Raw genomic sequence first — 19,018 nt, forward strand, 5'->3', positions numbered from 1 at the left:
CGCGCTGTCGCGCTGGTTCGGCGCGCCTGCCGCCGCGGCGCGAGGAGCAGTTTATGGCACGCTACCCATCTTTCGGCCGCAGGCTATTGCAGCGCAGCGTACTGAGCGCCGCTGCCGCGGCTCTTGCTTGCTGTGTGACTGCCTCTGGAGGCATCGCCGTTTCCAACGTTCCGGTCGAGGGCCGTCGTTTTGAAAATCTTGGCGAGGCGCAAAGCACAGTCAGCTGGTGGTCCTTTGATACCGGCATAATCTCTCTGCCGCTGCACGAACCTCCCGTGGATGAGGCGATGCGTCAGCTCTTGACGGAAAAATCGGGCGATGCGCTGCTCAATCTGCGCTACTGGACCGACCGTTCCGTATTCCTACTTTTCTTAACACGCCACCGCTTCCATCTGAAGGCCGATGTCATCAAATTTACAGATGGGCGCTGAACTCAAAGCCCGACGCACAGCCGGCGCTGGCCTTGCGGCATTCATCCTGGCATGGAGCGCGGCATTCACTGCCAGCGCCTGTTTGCCTGGCGGCATCATCGACCGGGGCGGCCCGGTGGATCGCCTATCCATCGCACCGGTCGCCACCCTAACGCGCGGGGCGCCCTACAAGATCGTCTGCGTTGACCAGGCCGAGCTGCAGCGCAGAGAATCGTTGGCCGAAGATGAATTGCGCGGACTTGCGCCCGCTGTGCGCTACGAAGATCCCCGCGAATATCATGGCGACTGCTCGCTCTACGGCGAGACCTCGGTCTTTTTTCTTTTCAACCTCTGGCCGGCAACCGATCCGCTGGACCCGCACTATGCCATCGCCACTGCGGTCCAGAGCGTAGAAGGCGATAGCATGATCAACATTCGCATGTGGCATGAGACGCACTACTACTCGCTGCTCGGCCGCGTGAGCGTTCTGCGAATCAAGGGCGATGTAATCAAGTTCCTGGATGCCGCGGAAATCAAGGAGCTGGAACGGCGAACGCGCAATCAAAATCAGGGACGGCCGGCCGGTCGGACGCGATGAGAGTCTTTCAAATTTCAACCGCCCTGTCGTGCGCCGTCGCCGCCGCCTGGGTCTTCGGCCATTGTCGTATCGAAAGCCCCTATATGGATCTCAATGACGCCTACAGCGAAATTGGCGTCTCCATTGCGCACACCGCCAATCGTTGCGGCGCGCAGCCTGGCTATCCGTTGCTGTTGCCAGCGCGACCATCCGAATATGGCGTGCGACTCTGCTCCCTGTTGATACTGCAAGCGGCCTGTCCCTTTCAGGACTACCCAATCCCCTGTTTGGAAATCTATACGGCGGAGTGCGAGGCCTGCGACCTGCCGTTCTACAAAGCGGAATAGCCAATGCAGAAACAGGCCCATCTTAGTTCACTGCACGCCGCCCTGCGCAGATTGACAGCCGCTCTGGTCTTATTGGCGCCGGGCGCTCTACTGGCGCTGGAAGCGCGTTTGCGTGTGATTGACCCGAGCAACCAGCAGCCCGTAGCCGATGCCCAGGCCATCATTCTGGAGACCAGACAGCGCTATTTTACTGACAATCGCGGCGAGGCAACCATCAGCGTTCCTGCTCCGGGTCGCTACACGGTACGCGTCATTTTACCTGACGGCAAACTGCTACAGGCCTCATTGGAAATCCGCAGTGCAAATCAATTGCTCAGCGTCTACAGCTCGCAACCGCCGGCCGCCGGACGTCAGACGGCAGATTCGCAGCAGGAAATCGTAATCCACGGCAGTCGCGATCGCACACAACTCTCGCGCTATCAGGTTCGCCTGGATGAAGTACGACGCATTCCCGGCCAATTTGGCGAAGCGCTGCGCGGCATTGAATCGCTGCCCGGCGTCAGCGCGGCGCCCTACGGCAATGGCGAAATTTCTTTGCGCGGCGCCGACGAAGGTTCCAATACCTATCTGGTCGACGAGCTTCCCATTGGCTATGCCTTCCATTTCTTCCCGGTCAACTCGGTGCTGCACAATGACTTTCTGAAAAGCATCGATATCTACAATGGATCTTATCCGGCGGCCTTTGGCAATGCTACAGGCGGCGTCATATCCATGCACACCGTCGACGGCCCGCGACGTTTTGGCGGCCATAGCTCTTTCTCGCTCTGGGCGGCCAATGCGCTCTTTCAGGCGCCCTTTGATTTTGGCCCAAGCGACGCAGCCGCCGCACAGACAGGGCCGGCGGCGCAAACCGCTGCTGCCGGCAGCGAGGACCAGCGAACGACGGAAGCCGCGCCAGAATCGGACAGCGGCGTCAGCGGCTACTGGATTGGCGCCGGCCGCATCTCCTACCTGCATCTGACCTTCAGCAGCCTGGTCCCCAACGGAGTCAACCTCCCGATTTACTGGGACGGGCAATTCAAAAGCATGGTGCGCTTTTCGCCGGAGCATTCGCTTTACTTTTATGCCCTGGGGGCGCGCGACACCTATTCGCTCGATTCCAAAGACAATGGACCGCAGCTCGATCCAACCAAGGAAATCGACCCCATATTCATCGGCGCCAATGTCGCTTTTGAACGCGCCTACCATACCGAAGCGCTGCGTCATGTCTGGCAGCCAGGCGCGCGCCTGCAGAATCGAATTACGGCCCTCTACACCAACAGCAGCTATTTTATCCAGGGACAGCTGGGCATTCTCCGGGCCGACCAGGAAGTGCAACAGGGCTACGTCGGATTGCGCGAGGAGCTATTCTGGGATCCAATTCCCGATCACCTTGGCCTGGAAGCCGGCGGTGAAATCCGTTCCTTCTTTTATCGCAACAATGGCATTACCGTCCGGCAGCGAACCGTCGACGACGGCTCCGTCAGTTTTTTCCGGACAACGAATCCCGACTTCGAGGTCGTTACCGTTCGCGATTCGCAGAAGACCGAACTGAATAGCGGCTGGGCTCAGCTTTCGCTGGCTGGCTATGGCTTCGAGTTCAAACCTGGCGTGCGCGCCGATAGCTTTGGGCTCAGCGGGCAAACTGTCAGTGATCCGCGCGGCACAATTTCCTATCGCTTCCCAACCCGAACGCTGCTCATTGCGGGCGGAGGCGTCTACCATCGGGCGCCGGAGCCCAATGAGTATTCGCCGACCAGCGGCAATCCCAATCTTCATCTGGAAAGAGCCGAGCATTACAGCGGCGGCATACAGCAGGAATGGGATCGCTACCTCTTCAAAATAGAGGGCTTTCGTCACTACTTTCGCGACCTGGTCGTGGTCGATCCCTACATTCGAACGCTGGCCCGTCAAAATCAAGATCCCTATACGCGCTACGATCGGCCGATTTTGTTCAACGATCCGCTGGGCTTCAGTAACGACGGCCGCGGCTGGAGCGAGGGCGTCGAGCTCTACATCAAGCGTAACAAGGAAGAGGATGAGGTCGGCTGGTACGGCTGGATTTCATACACCTATTCGCGATCCTTCCGAAACGATCATCAGCTGCGGCCCGAGTTGCTGGATGGCAACTTCAGCGCCGACCAGATCTATCTGCTTTCGCAGGTCTACGACAACGCCGAAGAGCATCTCGCCGATTTTGACCGTACTCACATAGTAAACGTGATCTTCGGCTACAAGTTCAGCGCCGAATGGCAGCTTGGCTTCAAGTGGCGCTATTCATCCGGCGAACCGTATACGCTGATCATCGGCGACGACGGCGGGCTCACCCAGAATCGTGGGCGCACAATCTATGAGCCGGTCTACTCGCGCTATCGCAATAGCGAACGTTTGCCTGAATACCAGCGACTGGACTTTCGCGTGGACCGCTTCTTCAACTACGGATGGGGCTATGGCAACGTCTTCTTTGAGATGCTCAATGTTTACGTACGCAAGAACGTAATCGGCAAGGCATGGGATCGCCGCCGGCCCTACTCAGCGTCCAATCCAGAGCCGACCTACGATTTCTTGCTCCTACAGCAAGACTCCGGCGATCGGCGCATCTTGATTCCATTTTTTAATATCGGGGTGGAAGTCAAGTTTTGATGCTTGCCCTGGCGTCGGCTGCGGGCCGGCGTCCTCCAAATCCTCATGCCCCTCATTGAGCGCAGCAGTTACATCTCTCCCTGGTGGCTGCAAAATGGCCATGCTGCAACCATCTACCCATCGATGTTTCGGCGGACTTCGCCGCTCCCTTTCCGCCGTGAACGGCTGGAACTGCCCGATGGCGACTTTGTCGACTTTGACTATCTGATTGCCGAGGATCCAGAGGCCCGGCGCCTGGTAACGCTGTCGCACGGCCTGGAAGGTTCCAGCGCCAATGGCTACATCCAGGGGATGGCCGGCGCCTTCTGGCAAAGGGGCTGGAGCGTGTTGGCCTGGAACTACCGCAGCTGCAGCGGAGTTCCCAACCGACTGCTGAGGATGTACCACAGCGGCGCCACCGAGGATCTCGATCTGGTTCTGGCGCACGGTATGCGCGATCTGGCGCCGCGCGGCGGCTGGCGGGAAACGGCGCTGGTCGGCTTCAGCCTGGGCGGCAATCTAACCTTGAAATATATGGCCGAACGCGGCCGCGATTTGCCCCGTCAGTTGAGCGGGGCCGTAGCTTTCTCTGCACCCTGCGATCTCAAGTCATCCAGCGAGGCCCTGGCTGCGCCGGCCAATCGCGTCTATATGCGGCAATTTCTCAAGGAACTCGAGACCAAGCTGGCTGAAAAAGCGGAGCGTTTCCCCGGGCTGATCGACCTGCAAGACTTCAAGCGGATCCGGACCTTCCCGGAGTTTGACAGTCGTTTCACTGCGCCCTTTCATGGATTTCGCGATGCCGAGGATTACTATCGTCAGGCCAGCTCGCGACCGCTGCTGGCCAGGATTCGGCGGCCGACCTTGCTTGTAAACGCTCGCAACGATCCCTTTCTGGGCCCCGGTTGTTACCCGGAGGAGGAGGCGAGAGCATCCAAACATTTTTTTCTGGAGACGCCCATGCATGGCGGTCACGTTGGCTTTGCTCGAATAGCCAGCGATGGCTGCTACTGGTCTGAGCTGCGCGCCGTGGACTTTATCGATGCGCGGCGCAGAGAGTATGCGCGGCTGTAAGGGCGGCAAAAAAAGTCTGGATGACGGACGCGTCCGGACCTTGATTGTTTGAACTGTCATGAACCGAAAAGCGCTTTCAATCGTTTTCCTTTCTTCCCTGCTGGCGGCGGCGTTATTCCCGTCTTGTTCTCCCGATTCGAGCTCCTCGCCTGCAGCGCCGGAGGCGCGCATCAGCGCACATCTTCGCGGAACAAATCAGCTGGCGGTAACAATCACCGTGCCGCCGCGCTACCACGCCTATCTGGACGCCGGCGATGGCAACGCCCTGATTCCAGTTTCTTTCGACTGGAGCGCCAGCGGACTGCAACCAAAGCCGCTCAGCTCGCCCGAGGGCGAACGTGATGAAACCGTGCAGGCGCGAGTTCTGCGCGGCCGCAGCGAGTTTGTATTTGCAGCGGACAATGCAGCAACCGCGTCCGGTCGCAGCGTTCGCGTTCAGACTCAGATCTGCAATGAAGAGCGCGGCATTTGCTATCGACCGCGCTGGCAGGATGCACTGATTCAGGCCAACTGAGCGGCCCGGGCCCGGGCATCCCGCTGCGTTACTGTCGTTCGTCTTCAGCGGCCCGATGCTGCCAGCGCGGCAAATGGATCCGCCTGGCCCGCCGGCGGATAGCTGGCATACATATGTACATCGAGCATGCGAATGGACAGAATCGACAGACTGTTCTCCGTGGGAAAGGAAACGCCTGTTTCTCCAGTCTGGTAGCCGCCAAGTGTGGCGCGCACTCCTTTGATCGGCAGAACAGAAACCCATAGCTGCATTTCTACGGCACGCCCGCTTTCATCGGTTCGGAAGAGATACGCATCGCCAGGCGTAACGCCGCCGCTGGAATATTGCACGCGTAGCGCAGGTCCCTGGGCAGAGGCGACCAGACCGCGATGGGCGCCCGGGGCGCGAACATGCAGCAGCGGGTTGAACCAGAAGGAGTCATTGACAAACTTTTTATTGGCCTCGGCCAGCAACTCGGCGCGCATTGCGGGATCGGAAACGGGCGCGCCCTTTTCCTCAATTTCCGCTCGAAAATCATTCAGGCTGTAGCGAACGACGATCTCGTCCCAACTTGCCTGGACCAGACGCCGGCGAAGATCCCAGATGTAAGACTGACGAGAAGCTCCGTCAAAGGTAAAGCTCAGCGCTGCCGTGCGTTCTGTCCAGTTCTGGTAGCCGATAGCGGCCAGCATGCGGTCGGTCAAAGCTTCTGCCGCGGCGCCCTCTTCGGCGTCAGGCAAAGAAGCGCAGCCCCCCAACCCAACCAGAGTCGCCCAGATCAGCGCTCTCATTCTGTCGCGAAATCCATGTTGTATCACCGCTCGCTCCTGCTTGATTGCGCGGTCTCGCCGCGCCAGTATTCATTCATCACCAGGCTCAACATTGGAGCGTAGCAATCAATCGACATATGCGACCCGTCGACGAAGGTATTGCAATAATAATCGTCGCGCGCGCCAAGGTCGATGTACTTTGCATTGTACTGCCGGGAAAGTTGATCCATTCGCCGTTGGTACTCCGCCAGCGGTTGGCGCAAAGCATCGCTCTCCTGAAGCAGCGAACTGAGCGGACGCGATACAGGGGGCCGCACCATCACAACCCGGATCTTATTGTCCTCTGCCAGTTGCAGCAGCTGCTCCAGAAATTGGAACTGTGCGTCGGAGATGCGGTAACGCGCATACAGCCAGTTGAGCGAACGGTCCGCAGAGTGCTCCAGGCGCGTAAAGTCGCGCTCATACCATTGCTCGATGGGTATCACATTCCTGGCCCCGCCGCGGTGCTCGCGCTGGTATTTGTCCAGCAATTTGCTCAGAGTGAGGAAGGGCGCCTGCGGATCCCCCAGGCGACTGCTGATATTTCCATAGTGAGGCGGATACTTGTATGCTGCGAATAGATTGCGCGAAAGCCAGTAGGAAAACTGATCTCGGCTGAACTGCGAAAAATGCCGTAGCATGAAACGCAAATCAAAGGTATAGCCGAGATTGGAGCGGGCAAAGGCGTCGCTGGACTCGTTAAACTGGAAGGGATCGGTTTCGATGAGTACATAGTCAGGCCGAATGCCGCGCTCGAGGGTTCGCTCCAGAATATAAAGGTAGTAGGCTGGCGCCGTTACTGGAGCGCTGAAATTGAACATCTCCCACTCGGGATAGTTGCGATCGAACCTTTCATAGTCGAAATAAAGCATCCGCGATGTGCCCAGAACCTGGAAGATACGCGGACGCACGCCTGGCGGGAATCCAGCTTCGCCGGGATCGATGTCGCCGCCAGCATCGGCGCCCTGCGCCACCAGCGCTTCTCCCTGCTGAATCCGCCTGGCCACATCGGCCATCTGATCCAGCAACTCTGGTTTGTAGTCGTAGAAAAGAAAGGTGGCATCGCCTTGTGAATAGAGCTTATAGATATCCGTGGAACAAAGCTTATCGATCCCGAAGTATATCGCCAGCAGCGCCAGAGGAAAGTAGACGTAGCGAATCTTCCACAACTCCCGGATTCGGTTCACAACCCGCCCCCTGCTCTTTCATCCAGATTGCGCATGGCTGCTTCGCCGGATGCCGGCGGCGCAAAGGCCAGGATCCGGGGCATCACATTCCTGTAAAAGTCCTCATTCACAGATCGAGCCGCCTCGCAATTGTAGTGGATTTGATCGACAAAGCTGTCGGCCGTCAAGTAAGGCCTGGCGAAATCAAACTGCCGGGCGTCCTCCCGACCGGCTAACAACTGCGCCAGCTGGCGGCGGTATTCCACGTAATAGCGCGCGTTGCCATACTGATCGACAGTCGGCGCGGCAGCCATTGCAACGCGCACTCCGTGCCGACGAGCTACATCCAGGATGGCCTGCAGCGGACCCAGATCAACGGCGGCCCCGTCAAACATCTGCCGCGTCGCCGTCACCAGCTTTTCACGTACCAGATTGTACTGCAGCAGGTTTGCCGCCTCGATGCGTTCGCCCAGATTGATGGCGCCATAGTCGCGGGCCAGCTGGGCGCGAATCAGTGCGTTGTCCTGGAAATTTGGCAAACGACTTCGGCACTCATTTCGCAACGACTCGCTGCAACTCTGGCAATAGACTGGACGCGGCGCAGGCAGCGCCGGACGCGGATTGGAAACATAGCCGCGGAGGGCGTCGCGATAGCGGAAGGTATAGTATTGTAGCGGCGCAGCTTCGCGCAAAACAAAGATGCGTTCGGCGCCAGTATACTGCCCGGCCAATTCCGCTGGCGAAAAGAGATGCAGGAAGCGGTGCGAATAGCTATCCCAGGCCGCCTCCTGAGGCATCTGCGGTCCGCGCACCGCCGAGAATCCGTATGGGATGCGACGGACGACTCGATAGTAGAGATATCTCCACAGCGGATCTTCGCGCGAATCGCTGTAGATCCGTCCCGGATCGTGCAACGGCGTATTCCAGCTTTGCTGAAACACGCCCGGATCGCCGGCAAAGATTAGCGCCGCCGGTTTGCGTTTGCGGTGCGCCAGATATTTTTCCAGCAGGAAGGAGAAGTAGCGCGAACCCATGGCCGGCATGCTAAAATTGTACACGCTCCAGTTTTCTTGCGCCGTCGCACGATGACCGCGAATGCTCAAGCTCTTCGATTCGCCAAAGATAAGGTAGTCGAATTCAGGCTGCTCGGCATCGAGCAGCTGACGGCGATGCACGGTCAGATAGATCGCAGCGCCGCTGTACATTTCAAGCGGGGCGACCCGAGCCAGAATCTCAACGGCCAGAAAGATTGCCGCACAGACCAACGGAACCGGCTTCTTAAAAAGCGAAGTAAATGACATCTTTCCCAAAGACTCCGTAAATTACAATCAGCGAATAAAGCGAGCAATATGCAGCGCCGCGGAACCACGGATTTCGCTGGAAAATCCACAGCGGATCGCCGCTACGACGCCACATTGCGTCCAGCACCAGGAGCAGGCCGACTTTTTGCAGTACCTCTAGCGCATACACGCCCGCGGGCTTCACATTGTTGATCGCATGCGTCCAATCCCAGTTCGTTGTTAGCAGCGAGCGGAAAAGCGCGATGGTATGTCCGAAATCGTAGGCGCGGAAAAAGACTGCCGATAAACTGAAAAGCAGAGTAACGCCTGCCATGCGCATGACTACGCTGCCGCCGCGCAAGAAGGCCGGCGCTCCGGCGGGCAATCGCGGCAGGCGCTCACGAAATGCGTCGTAGAGCACCGTCCACAGCCCCAGATAGGCCCCCCACAGGACAAAGCTCCAGCTGGCCCCATGCCAGAGTCCGGATAAGAAGAAAGCCAGGAACAGATTGCGCCACTTCTTCCAGTTTCCGTGACGGCTGCCGCCGAGCGGAACATAGACATAGTCGCTGATCCAGCGATTCAGAGTTGCATGCCAGCGACGCCACAACTCCGCCGGGTTCAAAGAGTATTGTGGCGTTTCGAAATTCATGGTCAATCGAACGCCCAACAATCGCGCCGAGCCGAGAGCGATGATGCTGTATCCGGCAAAATCGCCATAGATTTGAAACATGAAGGCGACGCAGGCCACGAGAACCTGCGCCCCGTTGAATCCTGCCGCGTAGGTCGGGTCGGCCAAATAGATGCCGCGTCCAGGCAAGAATACGCGATCCACCAGCGGCGAAAGCGAATCGGCAATGTAGGTCTTCAGGAAAAAGCCAAGCAACAGGAACCAGGCGCCAGCCTCGATATCCTGCCAGGCGATGCTGCGCGGGCGCTTGAGCTGCGGCAAAAGATCCTCGGCGCGTTCAATGGGTCCGGCCACAAGCTGCGGGAAAAAGGTTACGAAAAGTGCAAAGTCCAGAAAATCGCGTTCGGCCGGAATACGCCGGCGAAAAACATCGATCGTATAGGCCATGGTCTGAAAGGTATAGAAGCTGATGCCAACCGGCAGGACCACGCTGAGTAAAGTTGCCGAATGTGCATCGGAAAAGGCGCCGGCGTCAAAGACTCGCGCCGCCTGGACCAGACTGTCGGCAAAGAAGTTAAAATACTTAAAGATTCCAAGGATCGACAGATTGGAGATAACCGAAATGGAAATCAATATGCGACGGCGAGCCTCGCTTTGCGCCGTTTCGATCCAGCGCGCTGTAGCATAGTCAATGCCAGTTGAAAGCAAAATCAGCGAAAGGAAAAGCCAGTCCCACCATCCATAGAAAAAATAGGACGCCAGTAAAAGGAATCGGTTTTGCCATCGATAGCCCTGTCGAACTCGTTGCAGCGACCAGTAGATAGCGAGAACGATCGCCAGAAAGACGAGGTAGATGAATGAATTGAATACCATCGCTTCAGGATTCCCTTCGCAAGAGCCCGATTGTCAGCCAGAAGCACAGCGCCACGGCCAACCAGAGAAAAATTGAATAGATCGCGAATGCGTCGCGAAGCGCGCCAGGCAACAAGGGGTAGCCCAGACTGAAAAGCCCGATAAAGCCCAGCCATGCCCGATCCACTCGCGGCAAGCGGTCGCCCGCCTTGCGCCAGCTGTAGATGCGCCACAGCGCAGCTGGCAGAAGCGCGCAATAGGCATGACGCCAGCTGACTCCTGCGCCAGCTACGGCGCTGAGCGTAGCCAGAAGCGACAGGCGGATCATCTGCGGCGCAAGCAGGTCTTGCCAATCGCCGGTCAGCGCCGCTGTGCGCCAGCGTCGCTCTGCCAGAAGCGCTCGCAGCCAGAGTCGCCAGGCCAGCGCCAATCCAGCAAGAAATGGCAGCGCATAGAGCGTCAACGTACAGAAGCGCGCAACGTTACGCAGCAATTCCATCTCAACGGCGCCCGGCGAGCGCCCAAATGCCATCAGGGGCAAGCCATACTTTGCCTGCAGAGTATCCGAGTATGGGACAAACAATTTGCCAATTGCGCCTGGCACGCTCTGATTGTTAGCCCAGGAGCGGATAAATACAAATTGATTGAACGACTTGAGAATGTAGGCGCGCCAGAGCCGGAGCAACTTCAGATTTTCTTCCCAGCCCACGACCATTGCCGGAAGCAGCAAGCCGGCGACGATTCCGGCAAATCCGGCGGCGATTGCCGCCCGCCTCCGCCCCGCAAACAGAACGACAAATAGAAAGACCGGAGTAATCTTGATGGTTACGGCGATGCCCAGCATAAAGCCGCCCATCAACGCCGCCGTCATTGAAGATGAAAAAGCAAGGAACAAACCGCCGCCGCTGAGCAAGATCAGCCATGCGCCAATGTTGCCATTGCTTCCGTTCTCAGCCAGCAGCCCGGCGCAGAGCAACATGGCCAGCGCCGCATTGCGCAAACCTTCCGTCCGGCGAACTTCGCCCAATTCCGGAAGGCGAAGCGATAGCCAGAGGAAGGCGACCAGGGCGGTCAAACTCGACGCCTGGAAAAGCAGCGCCGCATTGTGGTAATCCAATTTGCGAAGCGGACCAAGCAAGAACGCAGTCAGCGGCGGATAGAGATAGCTGCCAACGCCGCGCAGAAGCTGAACGATTTCAAAGAGGTTGATCGCCTGACCGGCGCTCTGCGACTGCATTGCAGCGCCCAGCGCCTCCAGCCGATCCAGATTGTAGGGGTCCTTGCCATCGTAGAGCCGAATCGAAGCTCGACGGTAGTCATCAAAATCGCTGTAGGACTCCTGAAAGGGCCCCGGCTCTCCTGGATCGAGGACGCGAGCGGAAGCCGCGCCTACAACCAGTAGCGAGGCGGCCAGCAACGCCGCCGCCGGCCAGCTGCGCGTTGTATACAGCTCTCGGATTCGCCGTCCCGCTCGCACGGTAGCCTGCAACGCGCTTTTCAACAATGGACTATCCGCCAGCATGGACCGGACCCAGAATCTAAAGAGGGTCTAGAAATGAAATGAAAAATGGCGACGACTGGCGGGAAAGCCTGCGAGCATTGCACTTCGATTTGCCTGAGAACTTGATTGCAAGTCGACCGGCAGAGCGGCGCGACCATTCCCGTCTGATGGTCCTGCGCCCGCAGGCCGATGGCTGCGGTGCGACCATCGAACACCGCCGTTTCCATGAATTGCCGGAATTGCTCTCGCCTGAAGACTTGCTGATCTTGAACAGCGCCCGCGTTTCGCCGCGCCGTGTGGCGCTGCGCCGGCGCAGCGGCGCAGCAATCGAAGCGCTTTTCCTGGAGAACAACGGCAATGGCGCGTGGCGCACCTTGCTGCGCGGACGGCGCAAGCTTGCCGACCAGGAGCTGTTAGAGCTGGCAAATCCGCTGCAACCTGTGTATTTTCGCTTCCTCGGAGCGGCAAGCGAACATCCCGCTGAATCATTGCTCTTGCCGCTTGATACCCGCGGAGAAGCGGCCTGGCCCGACCTGGCGGCAGCCGAGAGTTTTTTTCAGCACTGCGGGGAGGCGCCGCTGCCGCCCTACCTGCGTCGCCGCGCCGACGACTCTGATCGCATCCGATACCAGACTGTTTATGCCGTAGCGCCGGGCAGCGTCGCGGCGCCCACAGCCGGACTGCACTTTACCCCTGAACTGCTGGCGCGACTTAAGGAACGCGGCATACACACCGCAGCTGTTGCGTTGCAGATTGGCTACGGAACCTTTGCGCCGCTGACCGAGTCCCACTTTACAGAAGGCCAATTGCACGCCGAACGAGTAACGATTTCTGCAGAATTTGCCGAAGCCTACAATTCCAGCCGCGGAAGAAAAGTGGCCGTAGGCACAACCAGCCTGCGCGCCGTGGAATCCTGGCGTCGTCAGGAAGGCGTGGCGCCCGGCGATTTTGAAACTCGACTGTTCTTGCGGCCGCCCGATACAATTCAGTCCATCGATGCGCTGATTACAAACTTTCATTTGCCAGGCAGCAGTTTGCTCATGCTGGTCGCCTGCGCCGTCGGCGTCGACACATTGATGAAAGCCTACAGGGAGGCCATAGCCGAAAAGTATCGCTTCTTTAGCTACGGCGATGCCATGTTGATTCTCCCTCCCCTTTTGTAGTTGACCTGCGTCGCGCCGGGCGACTCACTCACAGCGCCAGGAGCAAAGACAATGGAGACGCTACAGCGCATCAGCGCCATGACCCTGATGAAGATTCCGCGCTTCAGCGCGGATTCCTTTCAGCAGGATATTCTCAACAACCTGCACCTGGAATTTTTTCTGAGCAGCTGCCGCGCTCTGATCACCCCTGATATGCGCTACCTGACCACCGGCGCCGCGACGCCGGAAGAGGAAGCGCAGCTCACCTCGCTGGTAGAGCGCCACGGCAATGTCCTGCACTGGATGAAGGAGTACCTTGTATATCAACTCTCTCTGTACTCTTCACTGGTAGAGAGCAATTCCTACTATATTACGCTAAATAATAATCTGATTATCACGCGCTTTGTGGACGTTCCGGACCATCCCGAGGATTTTGAGGTCAAGCTCTACACCATTGGCGCAGATGAATTGCCGCACAACTATCGCGACAAGATCTACATTGGACGCGACTTCATTTCTCTAACCCGGCTGCATCGCGAGCACTTTGGCCTGAAACACATTAGAAATTCGTTGACCGATCAGGTTGAGAAGCTTCGCCATCGCTTCAAGGAGATGACTCCCGCAGAGGACTTGCCCGAGATCGAGTCGGAATATCTCGACGAAATTTCGGAGCTGGTCTTTGACTTTCGCGAAGAAGCCGACCTGATCCTGGAGCATTTTCCCGTGGATATCAGTCCGCGCACACTGGACCACAAGGCGCTTACTGACGCCAACCGCCGATTTCGGGAGCTCAAACACATCCTGACCGAACTGGAAGAGACGGCGCGCGAGCTGGAAAGCGTCCTTTTTGATCGGAACATGGCCCGACCGGTGCGCTATGCCACAAAATTCCGCAAAGATCTGACCAACTACATCAACTACATCATGAGCAAGATCAATGGCCGCATTACCGATGCGGTAAACGGCATCCATATCTGATCGCTATTGCGGCGGATCTCTCCAGGCTTGCTACAGAAGATCGCTGTCCAACCACAGCGTCACCGGTCCGTCGTTGACCAGCTCTACCTGCATTTCTGCGCCAAAGCGGCCCGTTGCCACGCGGCCCGAGGCCAGAGTCCGACAGCTGGCCACAAAGGACTCAAAGAGCGCTTCCGCTAGCGGCGGCGATAAAGCAGCCGTAAACGCCGGCCGCTTGCCCTGGCGTGCATCAGCATAGAGCGTGAACTGCGGAACGAGCAAGGCGCCTCCGCCTGTGTCAGCCAGAGAACGATTCATTTTGCCGGCTTCATCAGGAAAGATGCGCAAACCAATACTCTTGCGCGCCATTTTTTCCAGCAAAGCCCGATCGGCGTCGACATCATCCTGGCCAAAACCGACCAGCAAGAGCAGGCCGCGCCCAATGGCGCCCACGCTTTCATGCTCGACGCGCACCTCGGCGCGCGTCACTCGCTGCAGCAGGATTCGCATCGCCCACTCAGCGAACAGCGCGCAATAGCCGATTGGTTTCGGCATCTTCTACGCCCAGCTCGCGCGCGGCGCGCAATTCGGCCACCGCTTTCTTGCGATCGCCGCCGCGCAAATAAAGAATCCCCAGGTTGAATAGTGCGCGCCCGAGATACATTCTCGCTCGCTGCAACTGAGCAACCTCCATCCGCAGTGCGGATAGCGCCAGGCGATCATCGCGCAGGGCGCCATGCTTTACAATAGAATTGATTCGCTCGCGCAACTGATCCAGCGACGCCGACAGGTCGCCGCCGGGCCCCCGGCGCAGCTCGTTGGACAGTCGAATATTTTGAGAGACCACATCGTCATACTTCCTCGACAGAATGGAGTACTCCTCGCGCAGGGCGCGATGCTCCTGTACGATCTCCGATTCGATCTCCGATCGTCTGGCTGTTTCCTGGTCGGAGAGTCGCTTCAAGCGAGCCTCGACCTTCTGGGCATGACGGCGCTCTTCGGCCAGCTCCGCGGCCATTGCGGCGCCCTGCTCCCGGAGCTGAAGTTCTCGAGCTTTCAGCTGCACCAGCTCGTTTCGATTCGAAGCCTGGGAAGCGTCGGCAATCAAGTGCATCACCAGCTGCTCGCGCGATGCGGCGCTGCGAACCTCTTTGCCCACCGTAAGTTGATCACGAAAGCACTGGGCGCGCAACATCGCCGCCTGCAGCTGGGCTGCTTGTTCCACTGCAGCACTGGCGGCTCTTGATACGGCGGTCTTCGTTGCAGCTTTCTTAGAAGCCTTCTTCTTTGGGGCGCGTGCAGAGTTTCCCTGCAAGGTTTCGATAAAGCGGGTCCAGATCCAGTAGCATTGGGCGGCGCTCAAGATCTCCTGCGAAAGGCGATCCTGCATGGACAGTGCAGCGAGTTCGACGCGCTGTAAGGGATTTGCCAGTAAGGGCACGCTTGTCTTGCGGCCGCTGCGCTGGCGTGCGGATTCGGGGAACGCTGCGATGTGTTCCTCGGGCCAGAGTATCTGCTCCGGCGCAAGCCTGGCAATGGCCGCTTGCAGCGCGCTTTGCTCCGCTGCGCGGCTCTGGCTATCGGAGAGTCTAGGAGCTCGTGGCATGGGTCGCGTCCGAATACAATATCGGAGCGCGGCGGGCCCGGGCGCAGCCTTTCGCTGCCTATCCGAAGGACGCCAGGCAACTGGCGCAGGCGCCGTGATCTGGTTGCCAGTCTGGTTTTACGGCGCGAACTCTCATCGCATCGATCATAGAGTCATCAACGGGAATAAAGAAAACGCGCTCGTCCACCATGCGTCCGCACACCGGACACTGCACTGTGATTATGTCCTGCAGCTGCACGCCCTGCGCCTCGATGCCTCCGGCCTCGAAGGGACGCACCTCTTCGCCGCGGGCGATGCGGTCGCGAATGCTCTGGTACATCTCGGTAAGCGGGGCTTCCAGACGCGAGACCATCCAGCCGTCGCTGCGGCCGACGCGCAGCAGCTCGGGACGCAGATTCTGCTCGCGAAGCATCAACAACGAAAGCGTCAATCCCAGGCCGCGTCCGGTCGGATCGTCGGGATGGTCGCGGAAGTAGTCCATGATGTCGCGGTATTCCATGGCCTCGCGCAATGCGCCGCGCAGCCGCTCCTCCTGGGCCGGACTGAGGTAGGCGTTGTTCGACACCTCCAGCACCATAGCGCCGGCAGCCACTTCCAGTCGTGTCCGAAGCTGCAGTCCCCGCCGACGAACACGCTCCCGGTAGCTCATTTCATTTTGCGATGAAACTGTGCTCTGGAAGGCCTCTTCATTCTTGCTCAATTCCAGGGCGTCGGACAGGTTCAGACCGCGTTCTTCGAAGTAGACCTGGCGCATGTTGGCAATGGAAGCAAAGAGGCAAAGTTCCTGGGCCACAGAGTGGAGGATGGGCGCGAGGTCCGGTCGACCAGCCTGCGTCAAAAGCACGCGTAAGGCCGTATCCAGGTTTCTCTGGTAGGTGCGTGAAAAGGTGTAACCGCGCAGCTCTACTGGAACGCCACGCGCGCTGGCCTGTTCCAGTCGCGCTTCAATCAGCACCCCTTCCATAGGTCAGCAGAAGCGGATAGCTGGTCTCATTTTCAACAGCTTTTTGAGTCTCAGAGGCAAGGCCCGGAAATAACCCGACGCCGCCGAAGGGCGGCGCCGGGTCCTCCGGCTACAATCAGTAGCGGTAGTTCTCGTGTTTATAGGGTCCCTCGACGGCTACGCCAATGTAGTCGGCCTGCTCTGCAGTCAGCTTTGTTAGCCGGGCGCCAATCTTATCAAGGTGCAGGGCCGCCACCTTCTCATCCAGCTTCTTCGGCAAGAGGTGAACGCCTATCGGATACTTGCCGGTAAATAGCTCGATTTGCGCCAGGACCTGGTTGGTAAAGCTGGTCGACATCACATAACTGGGATGTCCGGTTGCGCAGCCCAGGTTAACCAGACGGCCTTCGGCCAGAAGCAATATGCTGTTGCCGCTGGGGAAGGTGTACTTGTCGACCTGTGGCTTGATTTCCACGTGCTTGATGCCCGGAAACTTCTGCAATCGAGACACCTGCACCTCGGTGTCAAAGTGACCGATGTTACAAACAATTGCTCCGTCTTTCATGCGCTGCATATGATCAATGCGCACGATATCAATGTTCCCGGTCGTGGTCACAAAGATATCCGCTTTGTCCGCCCAGTTGTCCATGGTATCTACAAGGTAGCCTTCCATGGCGGCCTGTAGCGCATTGATCGGATCGATTTCAGTTACGACCACGCGGCAGCCGAAGGCTCGCAGGCTCTGGGCGCTGCCCTTGCCTACGTCGCCATAGCCGCAGACCACGGCGGTCTTTCCGGCAAGCATGATGTCAGTAGCGCGCTTGATGCCGTCGACCAGCGACTCGCGGCAGCCATACAGGTTGTCGAACTTGCTTTTGGTGACAGAGTCATTGACGTTCATCGCCGGAAATGGCAGGGAGCCTTCCTTCGCACGCTTACGCAGCTTGTGAACGCCGGTAGTTGTCTCTTCTGACACGCCGCGAATATTGGGAATCAACTCGGTGCGCTTGGTGAGCACCCAATCCGTCAGATCATGGCCGTCATCGAGCAGCATATTGGGGCCGCCCTCGAAGTTCAGGGTTTGATCCTGGGCCCACCAGTATTCTTCTTCATTCATACCCTTCCAGGCGAACACCGGAATTCCGCGCTCGGCAATAGCCGCTGCCGCATGATCCTGGGTGCTGAAGATATTGCAGGTCGCCCAGCGCACTTCGGCGCCCAGCTCTGCCAGCGTTTCGATCAGCACTGCCGTCTGGATCGTCATGTGCAACGAACCTGAGACTTTAGCGCCGCGCAACGGCCTGGCAGCGCCATACTCAGCGCGCAGCGACATCAATCCCGGCATTTCCTTTTCGGCCAGGATGATCTCCTCTCTACCCCAACGGGCGAGGCTGATATCCTTCACTTTGTAATCTACTCTTTCCTTTGTCAGCATCTCTCTCTCCTTGTTGGCGTCCGTCTTGCAGACGCAAAATTCAAAATCAGTTCATCAAGGCCCGCGCTGGCGGACGCGAACGGCGAGCGCGCTGGGCGGCAGGTTCAATCGCCCGCGTTGTTTTGGTGCGCCGGGCTAGAAAGAAGATGCATTTCAGCTGACCGACGCCTTCGCCGCTGGCCTGTCGCTCTACGGAAAAGCCAGCTTCCTCCAGGGCTCGATGCATACGCGCCTGTGGGAAGCCCAGCCAGAAGTCGCCAAAATTAGCGCGCATCGCCTCCACATCGTGCCGATCCAGCTCGGCCAACACCAGACATCCGCCTGGCCGCAGCGCTCGGCGAATCTCGCGCAAGGCGGAGGCCGGATCGGGCATATGATGAAGGACCATCGACGCGACGACGGTGTCGATCTCGCCATCCTTCACCGGCAAATGCTCAAGCGCCCCAATTCTGAATTCAGCATTTGGATCGGCCACGCGTCGCTCGGCGTGTTCAATCATGTTTGGACTCTGATCCACGCAGATCAAGCGCGGCGCACGCGTTGCCAGCAGTCGCGCCAGCTCGCCAGCGCCACAGCCCAGATCCAGAGTCAATCCAGCATCTTCCGGAAGCATTGCCAGCACCTGACGGCGATAAAAGTTGGAGTCCACCAGGCCGCTTTGCAGGCGATCCTGCTCCTGGCCATGCTGCTGAAAATGCTCAATGGCGTCGCGTCTGCGTTCCGCCAGCACAGCCTGCAGCCGATCGCGATCCTCGGTCATTGCCGCCGGACGCCGCAGGCGCGGCGCCGCTGCCTCGCCGTCAGCAATGCGCAGGGCTTCGCCAGATGGACCTGCGATTCCAGCTGCCGCAAGCAGCCCGCTCAGCTCAGAAGAGCGGCGGATGTCCTGGTGCAAGCCGTAGTAGACACGGCTGCCGTCGCGCACGCCCTCCACCAGGCCAACCCTGGCGAGAATCTGCAGGTGCCGGGAGGTGCGGCTCTGCTTCAAAGCCAGAATCTCCTGGATTTCCTGCACAGAAAGCGGCTCGCCGGAGAGCGCTGCCAGAATGCGCAGCCTGATCTCATCGGCCAGCGCGGCCATTACCAGGACCAGATCGCGCTGCAGAAGAATCCTGTCGTTGAAGACCGCCATGGCCTGGAAACCGCTTATTGACATATCTCAATAAGCGGCGATAGCGGTCAAGTACAATCGAT

Annotated in this window: 18 protein-coding genes; 8 read left to right on the forward strand and 10 right to left on the reverse strand. The window is 58.6% G+C overall.

What is annotated here, in order from left to right; translation table 11 throughout:
- Positions 1-86: 86 nt before the first annotated feature.
- From K1X75_10595 to K1X75_10620, 6 genes are read left to right on the forward strand one after another with little or no spacing between them, the layout of a single operon-like run.
- Positions 87-431, forward strand: a complete 345-nt coding sequence (locus K1X75_10595; protein ID MBX7058502.1) for a hypothetical protein — start codon at positions 87-89, stop codon at positions 429-431.
- Positions 403-1,008 (forward strand): hypothetical protein, encoded by a 606-nt coding sequence (locus tag K1X75_10600; protein ID MBX7058503.1) that lies wholly within the window; start codon positions 403-405, stop codon positions 1,006-1,008. The genes K1X75_10595 and K1X75_10600 overlap by 29 nt, the downstream gene beginning before the upstream one ends.
- A complete protein-coding gene (locus K1X75_10605; GenBank protein MBX7058504.1) occupies positions 1,005-1,334 on the forward strand; it encodes a hypothetical protein in 330 nt (109 codons plus the stop codon). Before K1X75_10600 ends, K1X75_10605 begins: the two co-directional genes overlap by 4 nt.
- A 3-nt stretch (positions 1,335-1,337) precedes the next feature.
- The gene (locus K1X75_10610; GenBank protein ID MBX7058505.1) at positions 1,338-3,956 is read left to right on the forward strand and encodes a TonB-dependent receptor; all 2,619 of its coding nucleotides are present in this window, start codon (positions 1,338-1,340) and stop codon (positions 3,954-3,956) included.
- 45 nt (positions 3,957-4,001) lie between these two features.
- The gene (locus K1X75_10615; GenBank protein MBX7058506.1) at positions 4,002-5,009 is read left to right on the forward strand and encodes an alpha/beta hydrolase; all 1,008 of its coding nucleotides are present in this window, start codon (positions 4,002-4,004) and stop codon (positions 5,007-5,009) included.
- A 58-nt stretch (positions 5,010-5,067) separates the two neighbouring features.
- On the forward strand, positions 5,068-5,523 hold the full coding sequence (locus K1X75_10620) for a hypothetical protein (GenBank protein MBX7058507.1): 456 nt from the start codon (positions 5,068-5,070) through the stop codon (positions 5,521-5,523).
- A gap of 44 nt (positions 5,524-5,567) precedes the next feature.
- On the opposite strand, the gene K1X75_10625 is transcribed toward K1X75_10620, so the two are convergent.
- From K1X75_10625 to K1X75_10645, 5 genes are read right to left on the reverse strand one after another with little or no spacing between them, the layout of a single operon-like run.
- Positions 5,568-6,320, reverse strand: coding sequence for a hypothetical protein (locus K1X75_10625; protein ID MBX7058508.1), 753 nt, complete (start codon positions 6,318-6,320; stop codon positions 5,568-5,570).
- Positions 6,317-7,498, reverse strand: coding sequence for a DUF1574 domain-containing protein (locus K1X75_10630; protein ID MBX7058509.1), 1,182 nt, complete (start codon positions 7,496-7,498; stop codon positions 6,317-6,319). The genes K1X75_10625 and K1X75_10630 overlap by 4 nt, the downstream gene beginning before the upstream one ends.
- A complete protein-coding gene (locus tag K1X75_10635; GenBank protein MBX7058510.1) occupies positions 7,495-8,778 on the reverse strand; it encodes a hypothetical protein in 1,284 nt (427 codons plus the stop codon). The genes K1X75_10630 and K1X75_10635 overlap by 4 nt, the downstream gene beginning before the upstream one ends.
- On the reverse strand, positions 8,756-10,261 hold the full coding sequence (locus K1X75_10640; protein ID MBX7058511.1) for an MBOAT family protein: 1,506 nt from the start codon (positions 10,259-10,261) through the stop codon (positions 8,756-8,758). Before K1X75_10640 ends, K1X75_10635 begins: the two co-directional genes overlap by 23 nt.
- Positions 10,262-10,265: 4 nt before the next feature.
- Positions 10,266-11,762, reverse strand: coding sequence for a DUF2029 domain-containing protein (locus K1X75_10645; GenBank protein ID MBX7058512.1), 1,497 nt, complete (start codon positions 11,760-11,762; stop codon positions 10,266-10,268).
- 38 nt (positions 11,763-11,800) lie between these two features.
- Between K1X75_10645 and queA the strand changes: the two genes are divergently transcribed.
- Together queA and K1X75_10655 are read left to right on the forward strand one after the other, a co-directional pair.
- Complete coding sequence (gene queA, locus K1X75_10650; GenBank protein MBX7058513.1) at positions 11,801-12,904, forward strand: tRNA preQ1(34) S-adenosylmethionine ribosyltransferase-isomerase QueA; 1,104 nt, start codon at positions 11,801-11,803, stop codon at positions 12,902-12,904.
- 51 nt (positions 12,905-12,955) lie between these two features.
- The gene (locus K1X75_10655) at positions 12,956-13,861 is read left to right on the forward strand and encodes a hypothetical protein (protein ID MBX7058514.1); all 906 of its coding nucleotides are present in this window, start codon (positions 12,956-12,958) and stop codon (positions 13,859-13,861) included.
- A 30-nt stretch (positions 13,862-13,891) separates the two neighbouring features.
- On the opposite strand, the gene dtd is transcribed toward K1X75_10655, so the two are convergent.
- The 5 genes from dtd to K1X75_10680 form a co-directional block, all read right to left on the reverse strand.
- Positions 13,892-14,350, reverse strand: coding sequence for a D-tyrosyl-tRNA(Tyr) deacylase (dtd, locus tag K1X75_10660; protein MBX7058515.1), 459 nt, complete (start codon positions 14,348-14,350; stop codon positions 13,892-13,894).
- Between the two features lie 7 nt (positions 14,351-14,357).
- Positions 14,358-15,446 (reverse strand): hypothetical protein, encoded by a 1,089-nt coding sequence (locus tag K1X75_10665; GenBank protein ID MBX7058516.1) that lies wholly within the window; start codon positions 15,444-15,446, stop codon positions 14,358-14,360.
- A gap of 58 nt (positions 15,447-15,504) precedes the next feature.
- On the reverse strand, positions 15,505-16,410 hold the full coding sequence (locus tag K1X75_10670) for a hypothetical protein (GenBank protein ID MBX7058517.1): 906 nt from the start codon (positions 16,408-16,410) through the stop codon (positions 15,505-15,507).
- Positions 16,411-16,525: 115 nt separating this feature from the next.
- Positions 16,526-17,824, reverse strand: a complete 1,299-nt coding sequence (ahcY, locus tag K1X75_10675) for an adenosylhomocysteinase (protein MBX7058518.1) — start codon at positions 17,822-17,824, stop codon at positions 16,526-16,528.
- Positions 17,825-17,870: 46 nt separating this feature from the next.
- On the reverse strand, positions 17,871-18,980 hold the full coding sequence (locus tag K1X75_10680; protein ID MBX7058519.1) for a metalloregulator ArsR/SmtB family transcription factor: 1,110 nt from the start codon (positions 18,978-18,980) through the stop codon (positions 17,871-17,873).
- Positions 18,981-19,018: the final 38 nt, after the last annotated feature.

The organism is Leptospirales bacterium (assembly GCA_019694655.1).
GTDB lineage: Bacteria > Spirochaetota > Leptospiria > Leptospirales > Leptonemataceae > SSF53.